This window comes from uncultured Granulicatella sp. (assembly GCF_963545075.1).
Classification (GTDB): domain Bacteria; phylum Bacillota; class Bacilli; order Lactobacillales; family Aerococcaceae; genus Granulicatella.
The window spans coordinates 15,818-31,024 of the sequence record NZ_CAUUHX010000018.1 but is presented as its reverse complement, the minus strand read 5'-3'; the positions used below and the strand labels follow the sequence as shown (position 1 = coordinate 31,024).

Genomic DNA, 15,207 nt, shown 5'->3' with positions numbered 1-15,207 from the left:
TGTGGCTACTTTTACTAGGAAATTTTGAGACCTTAGGCTCAAAATTTAGCCATGAGACTTGCTTCGCAAGGCTGCTGGCGTCCTATACTACTATATTAAGGAAGTCTAATTCTTTTCGTTCTCTCATAAACACACGTCCAACAGAAAAGACTTTCCATAGTAGTAAGGGGAATAGTAGCCACTCTTCTGGCTACTATTCCTAGGAAACTTTGAGACCTAGGCTCAAAGTTTAGCAATGAGACTCGCTTCGCGAGGCTGCTTGCGTCCTTTACTACTATTTAGGAAAGTCTAATTCAATCTTTTAAGCTTCTGTTGTTGCTTCCACTGTTCCTTCAGATACAATTCCTTCCGCTAACTCTTCAGTAGCTTCAACGAATTCTTCTGTTTGAACTGGTGTAGAAGTGCTTGTTTCCATATTACGGTAACGAGCCATACCTGTACCAGCAGGAATAATCTTACCGATGATAACATTTTCCTTAAGTCCAAGTAAGTGGTCTTTCTTACCACGAATAGATGCGTCTGTTAACACACGAGTAGTTTCTTGGAATGAAGCTGCAGATAAGAAACTGTTTGTTTCTAATGAAGCTTTTGTAATACCAAGTAATACTGGACGTGCAGTCGCTGGAACTTCACCATTCATAATTGCAGAACGGTTACGTTCAGTAAAGTCAGCAATATCTAATAATGTTCCCGGTAAAATTTCAGTTGAACCTGGATCCATTACACGAACTTTACGTAACATTTGACGAACCATTACCTCAACGTGTTTATCGCCGATTTCTACCCCTTGCATACGGTATACTTTTTGTACTTCACGTAATAAGTAGTTTTCTACTGATAATACATCACGAACACGTAATAATTCTTTTGGATCGATAGAACCAGATGTTAATGGCTCCCCACGATGGATTGTTTGTCCTTCTTCAACATTTAAGCGAGCTGTAAATGGAACAGTATACGTACGTGTATCTGTTGCACCTTTAATTGTGATATCTTTAGTACGGCTTCCCGCATTTTCATCAATCGATACAACTTCACCTGTTACTTCTGTAATCGTTGCTCCCCCTTTAGGGTTACGAGCTTCGAAGATTTCTTGGATACGAGGTAAACCTTGAGTAATATCGTCCCCGGCAACCCCACCAGTATGGAAGGTACGCATTGTTAACTGAGTACCAGGTTCCCCGATAGATTGAGCGGCAATTGTACCAACTGCTTCCCCAACTTCTACTTCTGAACCTGTTGCTAAGTTACGTCCATAACAATATTTACATACACCATGTTTTGTATCACATGTAAATGCAGAACGGATTGTTACTTCTTCAATACCAGCATCAATAATTTTACGAGCAATATCTTCTGTAATTAATTCATTGTGACCAACAAATACTTCTCCAGTTACTGGATCTTTTACAGAACGTTGTGCATAACGTCCAATCATACGTTCTTCTAATGTTTCAATCATTTCATTTCCTTCACGGATAGCTGAAATAGTTAAACCTCGATCAGAACCACAGTCTGTTTCACGGATAATTACATCTTGAGCTACGTCTACTAAACGACGAGTTAAGTAACCTGAGTCGGCTGTCTTCAAGGCTGTATCCGTCATCCCTTTACGGGCACCGTGTGTTGATAAGAACATCTCCATAACCGTTAAACCTTCACGGAAGTTTGATGTAACTGGTAATTCCATGATTTTACCATTCGGAGCTGCCATCAATCCACGCATCCCCGCTAACTGAGTAAAGTTAGAGATGTTACCACGGGCTCCAGAGTCACTCATCATGAAGATTGGGTTACGAGAACCAAGTGTTTTTGTTAATGCACTTTGAATTTCATCTTTTGCAGCATTCCATGTTTCGATAACACGTTCATATCTTTCGTCATCTGTAATCAAACCACGACGGAATAATTTAGAAATTTCATCAACTTGATTGTGTGCATCTGAAAGAATTTCTTTTTTATTTCCTGCAACAGAAATATCTGCAATCCCTACTGTTAAACCAGCACGAGTTGAATATTTATATCCTAAGTCTTTCATACGGTCTAACATCATTGATGTTTCTGTAATGTGGAAACGTTTGAAGACTTCGGCAATAATTTGACCTAAGTTTTTCTTCTTGAATGGTAAAACGATTGGTCGTTTTTCAATTTCTTCCTTAATATTTGAACCTGGTTCTAAGAAGTATTTATCTGGAGTAGCTACTTCTAAGTTTTCCATTGATGGTTCATTTAAGTAAGGGAATTCGTCAGGCATAATTTCATTGAATAATAATTTACCAACTGTAGTTACTAACATACGTTCTTTTTGCCATTCTGTAAATGGTTTATGAGGAAGCGCACTTGCGTGAATTGCAATACGGCTGTGTAAATGAACATATCCATTTTGGTATGCTAACATTGCTTCGTTCATGTCTTTGAAGTACATTCCTTCTCCAACACGACCTTCTTGTTCTAATGTTAAGTAATAGTTTCCTAAAACCATGTCTTGAGATGGAGTTACTACTGGTTTTCCATCTTTAGGGTTTAAGATATTTTGTGCCGCTAACATTAATAGACGAGCTTCTGCTTGAGCTTCTTGTGAAAGTGGCACGTGAACCGCCATTTGGTCTCCGTCGAAGTCGGCATTGTAGGCCTCACACACTAATGGGTGAAGACGAATTGCACGACCTTCTACTAGAGTTGGTTCGAATGCTTGAATCCCTAATCTGTGAAGAGTAGGTGCTCGGTTTAATAGAACTGGGTGTTCACGAATTACTTCTTCTAAAACTGCCCAAATATCATCGTCTAAACGTTCAATTTTACGTTTTGCACTCTTAATATTTCCAGCAATTTCACGTTCTACTAATTCTTTCATTACGAATGGTTTGAATAATTCAATCGCCATTTCTTTTGGTAAACCACATTGATACATCTTCAAGTTTGGTCCTACTACGATTACAGAACGTCCTGAGTAGTCTACACGTTTACCAAGTAAGTTTTGACGGAAACGACCTTGTTTCCCTTTAAGCATATGACTTAATGATTTCAATGGACGGTTACCTGGTCCTGTTACTGGACGACCACGACGACCATTATCGATTAAAGCATCTACCGCTTCTTGTAACATACGTTTTTCATTTTGAACGATGATACGTGGAGCATTTAATTCTAATAAACGTTTTAAACGATTATTACGGTTAATAACACGACGGTATAAATCATTTAAGTCACTTGTTGCAAAACGTCCACCTTCTAATTGAACCATTGGACGTAAATCTGGTGGGATAACTGGAATAACATCCATTACCATCCAACCAGGTTTATTTCCTGATTCACGGAAAGCATCTAAAATATCTAAACGACGGATTGCACGAGTACGTTTTTGTCCTTGAGCTGTTTTTAACTCTTCTTTTAATTCTGCAATTTCTGATTCTAAGTCAACGTTGTTTAATAATTCTTGAACAGCTTCAGCACCCATTGCTGCGTGGAAACGAGTTCCGAATTCCATACGTTTTTCACGGTATTCACGTTCACTTAATAATTGTTTTTTCATCAATGTTGTGTCACCAGCATCGATAACAACATAGCTTGCAAAATAAATGATTTCTTCCAACGCACGAGGACTCATGTCTAACACAAGTCCCATACGGCTAGGAATTCCTTTAAAGTACCAAACATGTGATACTGGAGCAGCTAATTCGATATGTCCCATACGTTCACGACGAACTTTTGAGCGAGTTACTTCAACGCCACAGCGATCACACACTTTTCCTTTATTATTAATTTTCTTTAATTTACCACATGAACATTCTAAATCTTTTGTTGGTCCAAAAATCTTTTCACAGTATAGACCATCACGTTCTGGTTTCAAAGTACGATAGTTGATTGTTTCTGGTTTGGTTACTTCACCATATGACCATTCACGAATCTTATCAGGAGACGCTAAACCAATTTGCATACTTTCAAAATTATTTACATCTATCAAGGGGCCAACCTCCCTCTTCTTTGGAATTGCCCTACGATTCCAATAGTTATTCTTAGTCTAAAGTTTCTTCTGTATCTTCTGAATCTTGAATTTCTTCAGTTTCTTCTACTGCTGTTTCAACTGCTTCTGTTTTTTCTCCAGAAAGTTCAGCAATACGGTCAGAATATTCATTTAACTTACGTGTTTTTTCGCTCATTTTTTCAACATCATTGAAATTCATACGAGCATCGTCGTCCATGTCTTCTAACTTAATTTCTTCATCATTTTCGTCTAATACTTTCATATCAAGACCTAATGCTTGTAATTCTTTTACTAATACGCGGAATGATTCAGGTACACCTGGTTTAGAAATTTGTTGACCCTTAACGATTGATTCGTAAGTTTTCACACGACCAACAACGTCATCTGATTTGTATGTCAAGATTTCTTGTAATGTGTATGCAGCACCATATGCTTCTAGCGCCCATACCTCCATTTCTCCGAAACGTTGTCCACCAAATTGAGCTTTACCTCCAAGAGGTTGTTGAGTTACTAATGAGTAAGGTCCAATTGAACGAGCATGAAGTTTGTCATCAACCATGTGGGCAAGTTTAATCATATACATTACCCCTACTGATACACGGTTATCAAATGGTTCCCCTGTACGTCCATCATATAAAATTGTTTTCGCATCACGAGCCATACCTGCTTCTGCAACAGTTCCCCAAACATCTTCATCTTGCGCACCATCAAATACTGGTGTTGCAATGTAAATGCCTAATTCACGAGCTGCCATTCCTAAGTGTAACTCTAATACTTGTCCAATGTTCATACGTGATGGTACCCCTAATGGGTTTAACATGATATCAACTGGTGTTCCATCAGGTAAGAATGGCATATCTTCTTCCGGCATAATACGTGAAACTACCCCTTTATTACCGTGACGACCGGCCATCTTATCCCCTTCATTAATTTTACGTTTTTGAACAATGTATACACGAACTAATTTGTTTACTCCTGGCGCTAATTCATCACCTGCTGCACGAGTGAATACACGTACATCACGAACGATACCGCCGCCTCCGTGAGGAACACGTAATGAAGTATCACGTACTTCACGTGCTTTTTCACCGAAGATTGCATGTAATAAACGTTCTTCTGGTGATTGTTCTGTTAATCCTTTAGGAGTAACTTTACCAACTAAGATATCCCCATCTTTAACTTCCGCACCGATACGGATAATTCCGTTTTCGTCAAGGTTCTTCAATGCATCTTCCCCAACATTTGGAATTTCACGGGTAATTTCTTCTGGTCCTAATTTTGTATCACGAGCTTCTGAATCATAGTCATCAATATGAATTGAAGTATATACGTCATCTTTTACAAGACGTTCGCTCATGATAACCGCATCCTCATAGTTATATCCTTCCCAAGTCATGAATGCTACTAAAACGTTTTGTCCTAATGCTAATTCACCTTGTTCCATTGAAGGACCGTCTGCTAAGATTTCACCAACATCTACTTTGTCTCCTTTTGAAACGATTGGACGTTGGTTATAACACATACCAGCATTTGAACCATGGAATTTAGTAATATTATATTGGTCTAATGAACCATCTGCTGTACGTACACGTACTTGATTTGCATCTACAAATTCTACGACACCTTCACGTTTACATAGTAAAGCTACCCCAGAGTCATGCGCTGTTACATATTCCATACCTGTACCAATAAATGGTGCTTTTGGATTTAATAACGGAACTGCTTGACGTTGCATGTTGGCACCCATTAACGCACGGTTTGAGTCGTCGTTTTCTAAGAACGGGATACATGCTGTCGCAACAGCAACTACTTGTTTTGGAGATACATCCATGTAGTCTACACGTTCTACAGGAACTTCTAAGTTTTCTGATACGTAACGAGCCATTACTACATCGTTTACGAAGCTTCCATCTTCATTCAATGGAGAGTTTGCTTGTGCTACTACATAACGGTCTTCTTCGTCCGCTGTTAAGTAGTCAATCTTATCTGTTACTTTATGAGTTTTCCAGTCTACACGACGATATGGAGTTTCAACGAATCCATATTTATTAATTTTAGCATATGTTGATAAACTGTTGATCAAACCGATGTTTGGTCCCTCAGGAGTTTCAATCGGACACATACGACCATAGTGAGAATAGTGTACGTCACGAACTTCATATCCGGCACGGTCACGAGTCAAACCACCAGGTCCTAAGGCTGATAGACGACGTTTGTGAGTTAATTCTCCTAATGGGTTTGTTTGGTCCATGAATTGAGATAATTGAGATGAACCAAAGAATTCTTTGATTGCTGCTACTACAGGACGAATATTTACTAATTGTTGTGGTGTTACTGTTGCTACATCTTGGATAGACATACGTTCACGAACCACACGTTCCATACGTGATAAACCGATACGGAATTGGTTTTGTAATAATTCACCTACTGAACGAATACGACGGTTTCCTAAGTGGTCGATATCGTCTGTTGAGCCGATTCCTTCATATAAGTTTAAGAAGTAGCTGATTGTCGCTAAAACGTCAGCTGCTGTTACACATTTAATTTCATCTGGAATATTCGCATTTCCGATTACTTTAATCACTTTTTCAGGATCTTGTGGTGAGTACACTTGAACTGATTGAATAGTTACAGGTTCTTGGATAACCCCTTCACTTGAAGGATATAATGTAAATAAGTTTGCTCCTGCTTCTAATGCTTGAGCGACTTTTTCCATAATTTCTTTTTCAAGAACTGTTCCTGCTTCAACAACGATTTCTCCTGTTTCAGGATGTACGATGTTTTCAGCAATTGTTTGATTTAATAAACGTGTTTTTAAGTTTAATTTTTTGTTTACTTTATAACGACCTACTGCCGCAAAATCATAACGACGTGGATCAAAGAAACGAGCTGTTAATAAGTTACGTGAACTTTCAGCTGTTTTTGGTTCACCTGGACGTAGACGGTCATAAATATCTTTTAATGCTTCTTCTGTACGTGATTCATCCATACGTTTATGAACATCTTTATCTAATGTTAAACGTAATGTTTCACTTTCACCGAAGATTTCTAAGATTGTGTCATCTGATTCAAAACCTAACGCACGAACTAATACTGTTAATGGAATTTTACGAGTACGGTCAATACGTACATATGAAATGTCTTTTGAATCTGATTCATATTCTAACCATGCACCACGGTTAGGAATTAATGTAGCGCCATATAAGGCTTTACCATTTTTATCTGGGCGGTCATGGAAGTATGAACCTGGTGAACGTACTAATTGAGATACAATAACACGTTCTGCACCATTAATGATAAATGTACCCATTTCTGTCATTAATGGGAAATCTCCAAAGAAGACTTCTTGGTCTTTTACTTCTCCAGTTTCTTTGTTCACTAAACGCATTTTTACATAAATTGGTGCTGCATAATTTGCGTCGTGATTTCTTGCTTCTGCAAGATTGTATTTTGGAGCATGTAATTCATAATCTAAGAATTCTAATGATAAATTACCTGTATGGTCTTCGATTGGTGAGATGTCTTTAAACATTTCACGAATCCCTTCATCTAAGAACCATTGGTAAGAATCAGTTTGAATTTCAATTAGATTTGGTAATTCTAATACTTCACTGATTCGTGCATAACTTCTACGCACACGGTGTTTACCGTATTTCACATCATGATGTGCCAACTCTTCCACCCCTATATCATAATTTTATGAATAAATATTACAAATTTATTACATTATTAAATTTTCGTAACAAATGCCGCCTGTCAGTCGTTTTTGAACAAAAAAAAACCAAAAGAATTTCTTTATCCCTTATTAAAAAGAGTGCTCATTCTTTTGTTTTCCCTTATATTCACGGGATTTCTGGACAATATTTCAGCATCCCGCAAGACTATAGTTACACTTATTGCGTTACATTATTTTAGCGTGAAATTAGCGATTTGTCAAGGTTTTGTCGTAATAAAAGTAAGCAGAAAAATGCTTTTTGTTTGCGAGGTCGCCAGTAGCCTCGCTTGCGAGTCTCTTGGCTAAAAATCGAGCCTTGGTCTCGATTTTTACCTGCAATAGAAGCCAGGGATTGGCTTCTATTGCTTTCGCTACAAAAAGATTTTTCTGCTTTCTTTTATATTGTATTTGCGTTTTTTCACTAACCCTAACAGTCTATTATGTCAATTCTCAAATTGTAGTGAATAGGAGTAGAAAATTCTTTTTCTTTAATTTGGTCCAATATTTCCGGTAAGGATTTTTTTGTAGCCAATAAATATTGAAGGTGGCGTTCTAATCCATTATAGTTTCGTTTTGCTTTTGGCAAGATAATATCCGCATCAAAATCACTTTCTACTTGAATATCCATTACGATTTCATCTGTAACCATTAAACTCAAAACAGGATCATCTGAAATTAGAAATGTCAGTTTTTGTCCGTTAATTGTATTTGTCATTATTCCATCCTCTTTCGTATGTTACTAATTTTCGTGCTATTAAACTACTATTCTTTTATTATTCTGTCAATTCAAATAAAAATATGTCAACCATTTTTAGAACGTAAAAAAGAAAGCAGATAAATACTTTTTGTTTGCGAGGTCGCCAGTAGCCTCGCTTGCGAGTCTCTTGGCTAAAAATCAAGCCTATGATCTCGATTTTTACCTGCAATAGAAGCCACACCTTGGCTTCTATTGCTTTCGCTACAAAAAGATTTTTCTGCTTTCTTTTATATTCTATTTGCGTTTTTTCACTTACAATTTTTTGTTTCTGCACCAAGAGTTAGGCATTTCCTGGATTTAGTTCTATCTAACTCGATAAACCTAGGTATTGTTATATAACTTCATAGTTTAGTTATTATGATGAACATCGTTTTCCAAAAATGGATTAACCAAATCTATCCACTCAAAAGGCAGATAAGCCGATAGATAACCGTGATTATATCCTTTTGCTTCATATACAGTACAATTAGGATGCATTTTTTGAAATAGCTTAGCCGATTCCTTAACACAACCCATTTCTTTTTCACCATAAATATATAGAACTTGTGCTTTGTTTTCTGTAATAGAATTTTTAAGCCTATATTCTCCCATATATGTTTGATACATAGTCACCAATGTTTTAATCGGAATCCTTGGCATATCCTCCATATAATAGCCTTCTATTTCTTCCGAATAAGCCATATTGGGATACATTTTTTTCATTAAATTCAACTGAATTTTACTTGCATATTTGCTAAACATAAGTTTTCCGAATAATTTTACAATAATTGTACTAACTCTTGCCAGCTTTGGCTTAGGAATACAAATACTACCGTCTATTATTGCTTTCTGAGCTATATCACTATTTAACGATAATAACTCAATGGCAATTTGACCTCCCAAAGAAACACCGCCCACAGCAAACAATTTTCCATCGCAATTATTTTTTATATAGTCCATAATTTGCTGTGCGGAATTTTCAGTTGAAATATACTCTTTTTGATATTCTTCTCCATGACCATTAAGTGTTGGTAATATCACATGATATTTTTCGGATAATATACGAGCTTGCCGAAGATAATTCCACCAGGAATTACCTCCGCCGTGTATCAATAATATATGTGGAAATTTTTTATCACCAAATTCATGAAATATCATATTCCAAAACCTCTACAAACTTAAATTTGTTAGCTAATAAGTTTACTCGCTTACTTATACACTTGATTTATTTCTTTGTTTTCTAAACATGAGACCAGCTAAAAAAATCTAATGAAGTGCTTTATTACTTTCATTAACTATATACACATAGTCATTGTTTTTTGAAACCCCTTAACTATCGTCAGTTTAACACATTTTTTTCTTTACTGTAAACATGGATTTTTTCGATTTACGACCTATCAAACGCCTCTTGCCCTGCTCCCAAGAATATGTCACATCATCATTTCACGCTTACTTCTGCTAACTTTTTTGTTTGTCATATCCTTTTGAACAGTATTTTTTTATTGTTGTACTTCGTTTTATAATTCGACTAAAAGATAAAAGAAAAATTTTTGTTGCGAAAGTAATGGAAGCCACGCCTGGATTCCATTACAGGTAAAATTTGAGACCAAGGCTCAAATTTTAGCCATGAGACTCGCTTGCGAGGCTGCTGGCGACCTCGCTAACATAAAATTTTTCTTTCATCTTTTAGCCTATACGTATATCATCTACATAAAAAAAACGCCTAAATCTTTTCATCGATTTAGACGTTTTCCATCAATTCATTATGCTGTAAATTCAGACATATTCTTTTTAACAACTTCTCCGCTTGGTAAACGTAGTTCAATCGTTCCATCCATATTGAAGATAACACTATCTAATCCTAATCCGTAACGAGCAGCAAATTTTGCAATTTTCTCTTGTACTGGATCTACCGCTGGTGCTTCTTCTAGTCCTGGTTCTAACATTGGATCAGTTCCTACATTTCCTGCAGGACTCAACATTCCATTATCTGTTGAATTTTCTGGTTTCACAGGTTTTTCATTCGGTTTTGGAGGCTCTGGTAAAGAATCTGCTGGTTTATTTTCTGTTAGTTGGTTTTCAACTTTTCCAGTAGGCACTTCTGCATTTCCAGAAGGTTTATTTTCAATATTTCCTTGAGGTGCTTCTCCTGTAAAATCTGCCATATTCTTTTTAACGACTTTTCCACTTGGTAAACGTAATTCAATCGTTCCATCCATATTGAAAATGACACTATCTAACCCTAATCCGTAACCAGCAGCAAATTTTGCAATTTTCTCTTGTACTGGATCTACTGCTGGTGCTTCTTCTAATCCTGGTTCAGAAATAGAATTCTCATTTGGTTTTTCTGACTCAGGTTTTAACCCTTCGCCTGTTGGTGTTGAACTTCCTTCAACTTTCTCCACAGGTTTTGAAGTTTCACCTTTTTCGACAGGCTTAGAAGTTTCTTCTGTTTCATGTCCTTTAAATTGTGATAAAACTCCAGGTTTTTCTGTTTGATTATTTTTCTCTAAAATCGGCACTTCTACAATATAAGATGATTGATTTTCTAAATAAGCATTTGCCATGAAGGTTACCGGAATTTTATTTCCTGCTGTCATCGTAGTTCCTTGATTTAATTTTGGAATAGGGAGTTTAATTTCACCCACTTTGTAGTTATTTTCTAAGTACGCATTTCCATGAAATTCATCAAATACTCTGACTAAAGCATCAGTCCCTTTTGGTACTGCATATTGAGGTTTCACTCTTAAATAAGTATCCCCCGCATGGAATGGATAAAAAATCGTACGGCTTGCCATGTTATAAGCTAATGATGATGGAACTGTAAATGTTCCTTCATAATTTACTTCTGGATAGTCTTTTGAAGTAATCGTGTATTTAAATGTTTCTCCTGGTAAATATGGTTTATCTAATTCAAAATTAGCAATATTACCGACACCTTCACCGAATACTTTTCCTGATAATTTTTCAATCGTTTTTCCATCTGGAGTCGTTAGTTTCACCATCATATTTGTTCCTAATTTTTTCTCTAATTCTGGAGGGAAACTGAAGGACACACGTTTTTGTCCATTTGCTAATGTAAAGTTTTGGTTGTTAAATGTATTATTTTTCAATAATTTTATAACACTTGCTAATTCTTCACCTGTATAAACTTTATTCCCTTCTTTTTTAGCAACTCCTTCTTCTGGCTTAAAGAGTTCATAATTGCTATGAGAGTGCCCAATTCCAACTGGTTTATGTTCATCAATTGGATCAGCGTGATGGTGATCTCCGTGTGGATAAATAATGGCATTTTTCTCTTTATTCACTACAATGCTTTCACGTTTTACACCGTATTGTTTCATAATACCTGCAATTTTTTCTTCGATTTTTTTATCTAACTCGCTCATTTCGGCAGGTTTCGTTGCATCATCATGGTGATGTTCCTCTTTAGGAGGTGTTGCAGTCCCATTATAACGTGCTTTAGCTGATTCTAAATGTTCTTTTGGAATTAAATTTTCCCATTTTGTATGGACTAATTGTTCAAATGGAATCACATGAATATCTTTCATATTTCCATTATGAGCTACTAATAAATTTTCTCCTGATGTACCAATAATATGATTTCCATCAAATAAAAATCCGTCGCTCGTTCTATAATGAATTCCGGCAAATTGTTTTTCTTTTGGCTGTGTGGTTGGAGCTTCAGTGTTTGGTTTTGTTTCAGGAGTCGTAGGTTTTGTTGCACTTCCTCCTGTTAAACCATGTAGTTCCTTTTCTACCTTTTCAACTTTTCCAATCGTTGATGTAACAGTATCAGGCTGTGTACTTTCAGGTTTCACTTGATTTTTGTAAATAAAATGGAAGTGGTCTCCATGGCGAACTACATAACCTTCTGCTGTTTCACTTACAATATCTTTCTTGTCAAATACATACCCATCATGGTCATGATCATCGTGTTCACCTTCGTGCTCATGTTTCTCTCCCTCATGATCATGGTGTTCACTTTCGTGGTCGTGATGTTCAGCAGTTACTACAGGATTTCCTTCTTTATCTTTATAAATATAATGGAAATGGTCTCCATGACGAACGATATACCCTGTTTCAGTTTCGCTAACAACATCTTTCTTATCAAAAACATAGCCATCTTCAACTTCTTCATGATGTTCATGTGCTACTGGATTTGTAGCCATTGTCGTAGCAATCGTTTGTTGGACATTATTTTTATAAATAAAGTGGAAATGATCTCCATGACGAACAACATATCCCATTTCATTTTCTTCTACAATATCATTTGGATTAAAGACATATCCATCATCTGCTGAACTAATTGCTGTTGCAGAAGTCTTTTGTTCATATATAGCATCTGCTGGTGGTGCTCCGTATACAAAATGGTAATGGTCTCCATGTTTTTTTAAATAGCCATTTTCAAATACTTCTCCCACGATTGTTTTTGGTTTGTTTTCTTTTACTTCTTCAGCAATTTTTTCAAATTTGGCTAAATCCGCTTTTGAAATTTCTGTTGTCGTAGTTTCTGATTCTGTTTGCTGACTTGTATTTTGATTATTAAAAAGTGAACAACCTCCCAATAAAACTAGACTTGCACTCCCAATCAGTAATGACTTTTTATGAATTTTCATTTTATCTCCCTTTCCTACAAAACGTAATCTTTACGTTTTATAACTTTACTCCCCTTTTCTTCTTCTGTCAATGTTTTTTGAACACGTAATGAAAGAAAGCAGAAAAATACTTTTTGTTTGTGAGGTCGCCAGTAGCCCCTATGGGTCTCATGGCTAAAAATCGAGCCTTGGTCTCGATTTTTACCTACAATAGAAGCCACCCCTGGCTTCTATTGCTTTCACTACAAAAAGATTTTTCTGCTTTCTTTTATATTGTATTTGCGTTTTTTCACTGTTTATATCGTTTAAAACTAGTATTTAGTTTTTAAAACAGTTGTACTTCGTCTTATAATTCAGCTAAAAAAGGAAAGAAAAATTTTTGTTGCGAAAATATCATGAGACTCGCTAGCGAGGCTGCTGGCAACCTCACTAACACAAAATTTTTCTTTCATCTTTTAGCTATACGTAAAAAGACTTCGAAACACTATTACGTTTCGAAGTCTATACATCGTTTTCTATTCAACAACAGTTTTATCTAAAAATCCTTTTAAGAATTTTTCAACAATAAAAGTACCTAAGAAGGCGAATAAAATATTCGACACAGCTACGCCAAATACACTAGGCCAGAATGGTACTTGTAAAGAGTAATACAATGCTGCAGCTACTACAAAACCACACCAAATGCCATAAGCAGCACTCTTCACATAAGAATTTTTGAAAATACGATTAAAAACATATAAACTCACTGATTGAATTAAAAATCCAGATAAAATATCAATCGGTCCAAGAGGACTTGGAATATTACTAATCATTACACCGATTAAAATTCCTAATGACAATTGTGGTTTATAAAATGGAACACCCATTAATAAAGTTGATAAACGGAATTGAAACATCCCGTAAGAAATAGGATTGATTAATGTTAAAACAACATATAACGCTCCTATTAAAGTATTTTGTGTTAATAATCTAATCTGTTTTTTATTCACTATAAAATCTCCAATCCATTTGCTAAAAAGGCTTTATTTCGATCAATACAAGTTCCACATTTTCCACATGGAGGATACACGCCATTGTAGCAACTATACGTCAATTCATACGGAACTCCTAATTCGACTCCTTTTGTGACAATATCTTTCTTTTTCACTTGTCCAAATGGAGCTGTCAATCGAACTTTGCCTCCACTTCCTAATTGAACAGCCTGATTCATCGCTTCAATAAATTCAGGTGAACAGTCTGGATAAATGACTCCAGAATCATCCAAGTGTGCCCCAAAATAAATTTCAGAAGCTCCTTTTTGCATCGCAATACCTGCTAAAATCGAAATAAAAATTCCATTACGAAACTCCACTTCGGTATTTGCTTCTGTTTGAGTCGCATAATCTCCTGTACTCACTTCAATATCATTTCCAGCATTTAAAGAAGATTTACTTCCTGAAAATACAGAACTAACCTCTAAAATTTGATGTGGAACTTTATAATAGTCTGCAATTTTTCTAGCAGCTTCTAATTCCAATTCCTTATGCTTTTGATTATATGAAAATGAAATAGCTTCAACCTGAGGATCTTGACTCAAAGCAAGCGCTAATGCAGTAGAACTATCTACTCCACCACTTAATAATACTAATTTCATCATAATTCTCCTTAACGGTTATCCACTTTTTCAGGATATAAATCATGATTCATCATACGGTGGTCTGCTACTTGTTCCCATTTAGTACCTGGTTTTCCATAGTTACAATATGGATCAATAGAGATTCCTCCACGTGGTGTAAATTTGCCCCAAACTTCAATATATTTTGGATCCATTAATTTTACTAAATCTTTCATAATAATATTCATGCAGTCTTCATGGAAATCTCCACGATTTCTAAAGCTAAATAAGTATAATTTTAAAGACTTACTTTCTACCATACGTTCTCCTGGAACATAGCTAATATAAATTGTCGCAAAGTCAGGTTGACCTGTAATTGGACATAATGAAGTAAATTCTGGACAATTAAATTTTACAAAATAATCATTTTCCGGATGTTTATTTGGGAATGACTCTAGCACTTCTGGTGCATAATCGTCACGATAAACTGTTTTACTTCCTAAGTGTGTGATTTCTCCCATTTCTTCGTTTTTTCTCATTGTTCTTCCTTCTTTCCGGACTATTTAGACATAAAAAAAT

At 36.0% G+C, this 15,207-nt stretch carries 9 protein-coding genes; all 9 read right to left on the bottom strand.

What is annotated here, in order from left to right:
• Window positions 1-301: 301 nt before the first annotated feature.
• On the bottom strand, window positions 302-3,964 hold the full coding sequence (gene rpoC / locus RWZ86_RS03940) for a DNA-directed RNA polymerase subunit beta' (protein ID WP_314680193.1): 3,663 nt from the start codon (window positions 3,962-3,964) through the stop codon (window positions 302-304).
• A gap of 52 nt (window positions 3,965-4,016) precedes the next feature.
• Window positions 4,017-7,658, bottom strand: a complete 3,642-nt coding sequence (rpoB, locus tag RWZ86_RS03935; protein WP_314680192.1) for a DNA-directed RNA polymerase subunit beta — start codon at window positions 7,656-7,658, stop codon at window positions 4,017-4,019.
• 469 nt (window positions 7,659-8,127) lie between these two features.
• Window positions 8,128-8,415, bottom strand: a complete 288-nt coding sequence (locus RWZ86_RS03930; RefSeq protein ID WP_314680190.1) for a hypothetical protein — start codon at window positions 8,413-8,415, stop codon at window positions 8,128-8,130.
• A gap of 58 nt (window positions 8,416-8,473) precedes the next feature.
• Window positions 8,474-8,734, bottom strand: coding sequence for a hypothetical protein (locus RWZ86_RS03925; RefSeq protein WP_314680187.1), 261 nt, complete (start codon window positions 8,732-8,734; stop codon window positions 8,474-8,476).
• Window positions 8,735-8,805: 71 nt separating this feature from the next.
• Complete coding sequence (locus RWZ86_RS03920) at window positions 8,806-9,594, bottom strand: alpha/beta hydrolase (RefSeq protein WP_314680185.1); 789 nt, start codon at window positions 9,592-9,594, stop codon at window positions 8,806-8,808.
• Window positions 9,595-10,199: 605 nt separating this feature from the next.
• Window positions 10,200-13,055, bottom strand: a complete 2,856-nt coding sequence (locus tag RWZ86_RS03915; RefSeq protein WP_314680183.1) for a pneumococcal-type histidine triad protein — start codon at window positions 13,053-13,055, stop codon at window positions 10,200-10,202.
• Between the two features lie 494 nt (window positions 13,056-13,549).
• A complete protein-coding gene (locus tag RWZ86_RS03910; protein ID WP_314112042.1) occupies window positions 13,550-14,023 on the bottom strand; it encodes a QueT transporter family protein in 474 nt (157 codons plus the stop codon).
• Window positions 14,023-14,667 carry a 7-cyano-7-deazaguanine synthase QueC gene (gene queC / locus RWZ86_RS03905; RefSeq protein ID WP_314680182.1) on the bottom strand — a complete coding sequence of 215 codons (645 nt, stop codon included), beginning with the start codon at window positions 14,665-14,667 and terminating at the stop codon, window positions 14,023-14,025. Before queC ends, RWZ86_RS03910 begins: the two co-directional genes overlap by 1 nt.
• A gap of 11 nt (window positions 14,668-14,678) precedes the next feature.
• Entirely contained in the window at window positions 14,679-15,167 is a 489-nt protein-coding gene (gene queF / locus RWZ86_RS03900; RefSeq protein WP_006703907.1) for a preQ(1) synthase, read from the bottom strand.
• Window positions 15,168-15,207: the final 40 nt, after the last annotated feature.

Bases quoted from the DNA above. Each gene is read 5' to 3' on its own strand.
- queC (WP_314680182.1), bottom strand. From the start codon at position 14,667: ATGAAATTAGTATTATTAAGTGGTGGAGTAGATAGTTCTACTGCATTA.
- queF (WP_006703907.1), bottom strand. From the start codon at position 15,167: ATGAGAAAAAACGAAGAAATGGGAGAAATCACACACTTAGGAAGTAAA.
- RWZ86_RS03930 (WP_314680190.1), bottom strand. From the start codon at position 8,415: ATGACAAATACAATTAACGGACAAAAACTGACATTTCTAATTTCAGAT.
- RWZ86_RS03920 (WP_314680185.1), bottom strand. From the start codon at position 9,594: ATGATATTTCATGAATTTGGTGATAAAAAATTTCCACATATATTATTG.
- RWZ86_RS03915 (WP_314680183.1), bottom strand. From the start codon at position 13,055: ATGAAAATTCATAAAAAGTCATTACTGATTGGGAGTGCAAGTCTAGTT.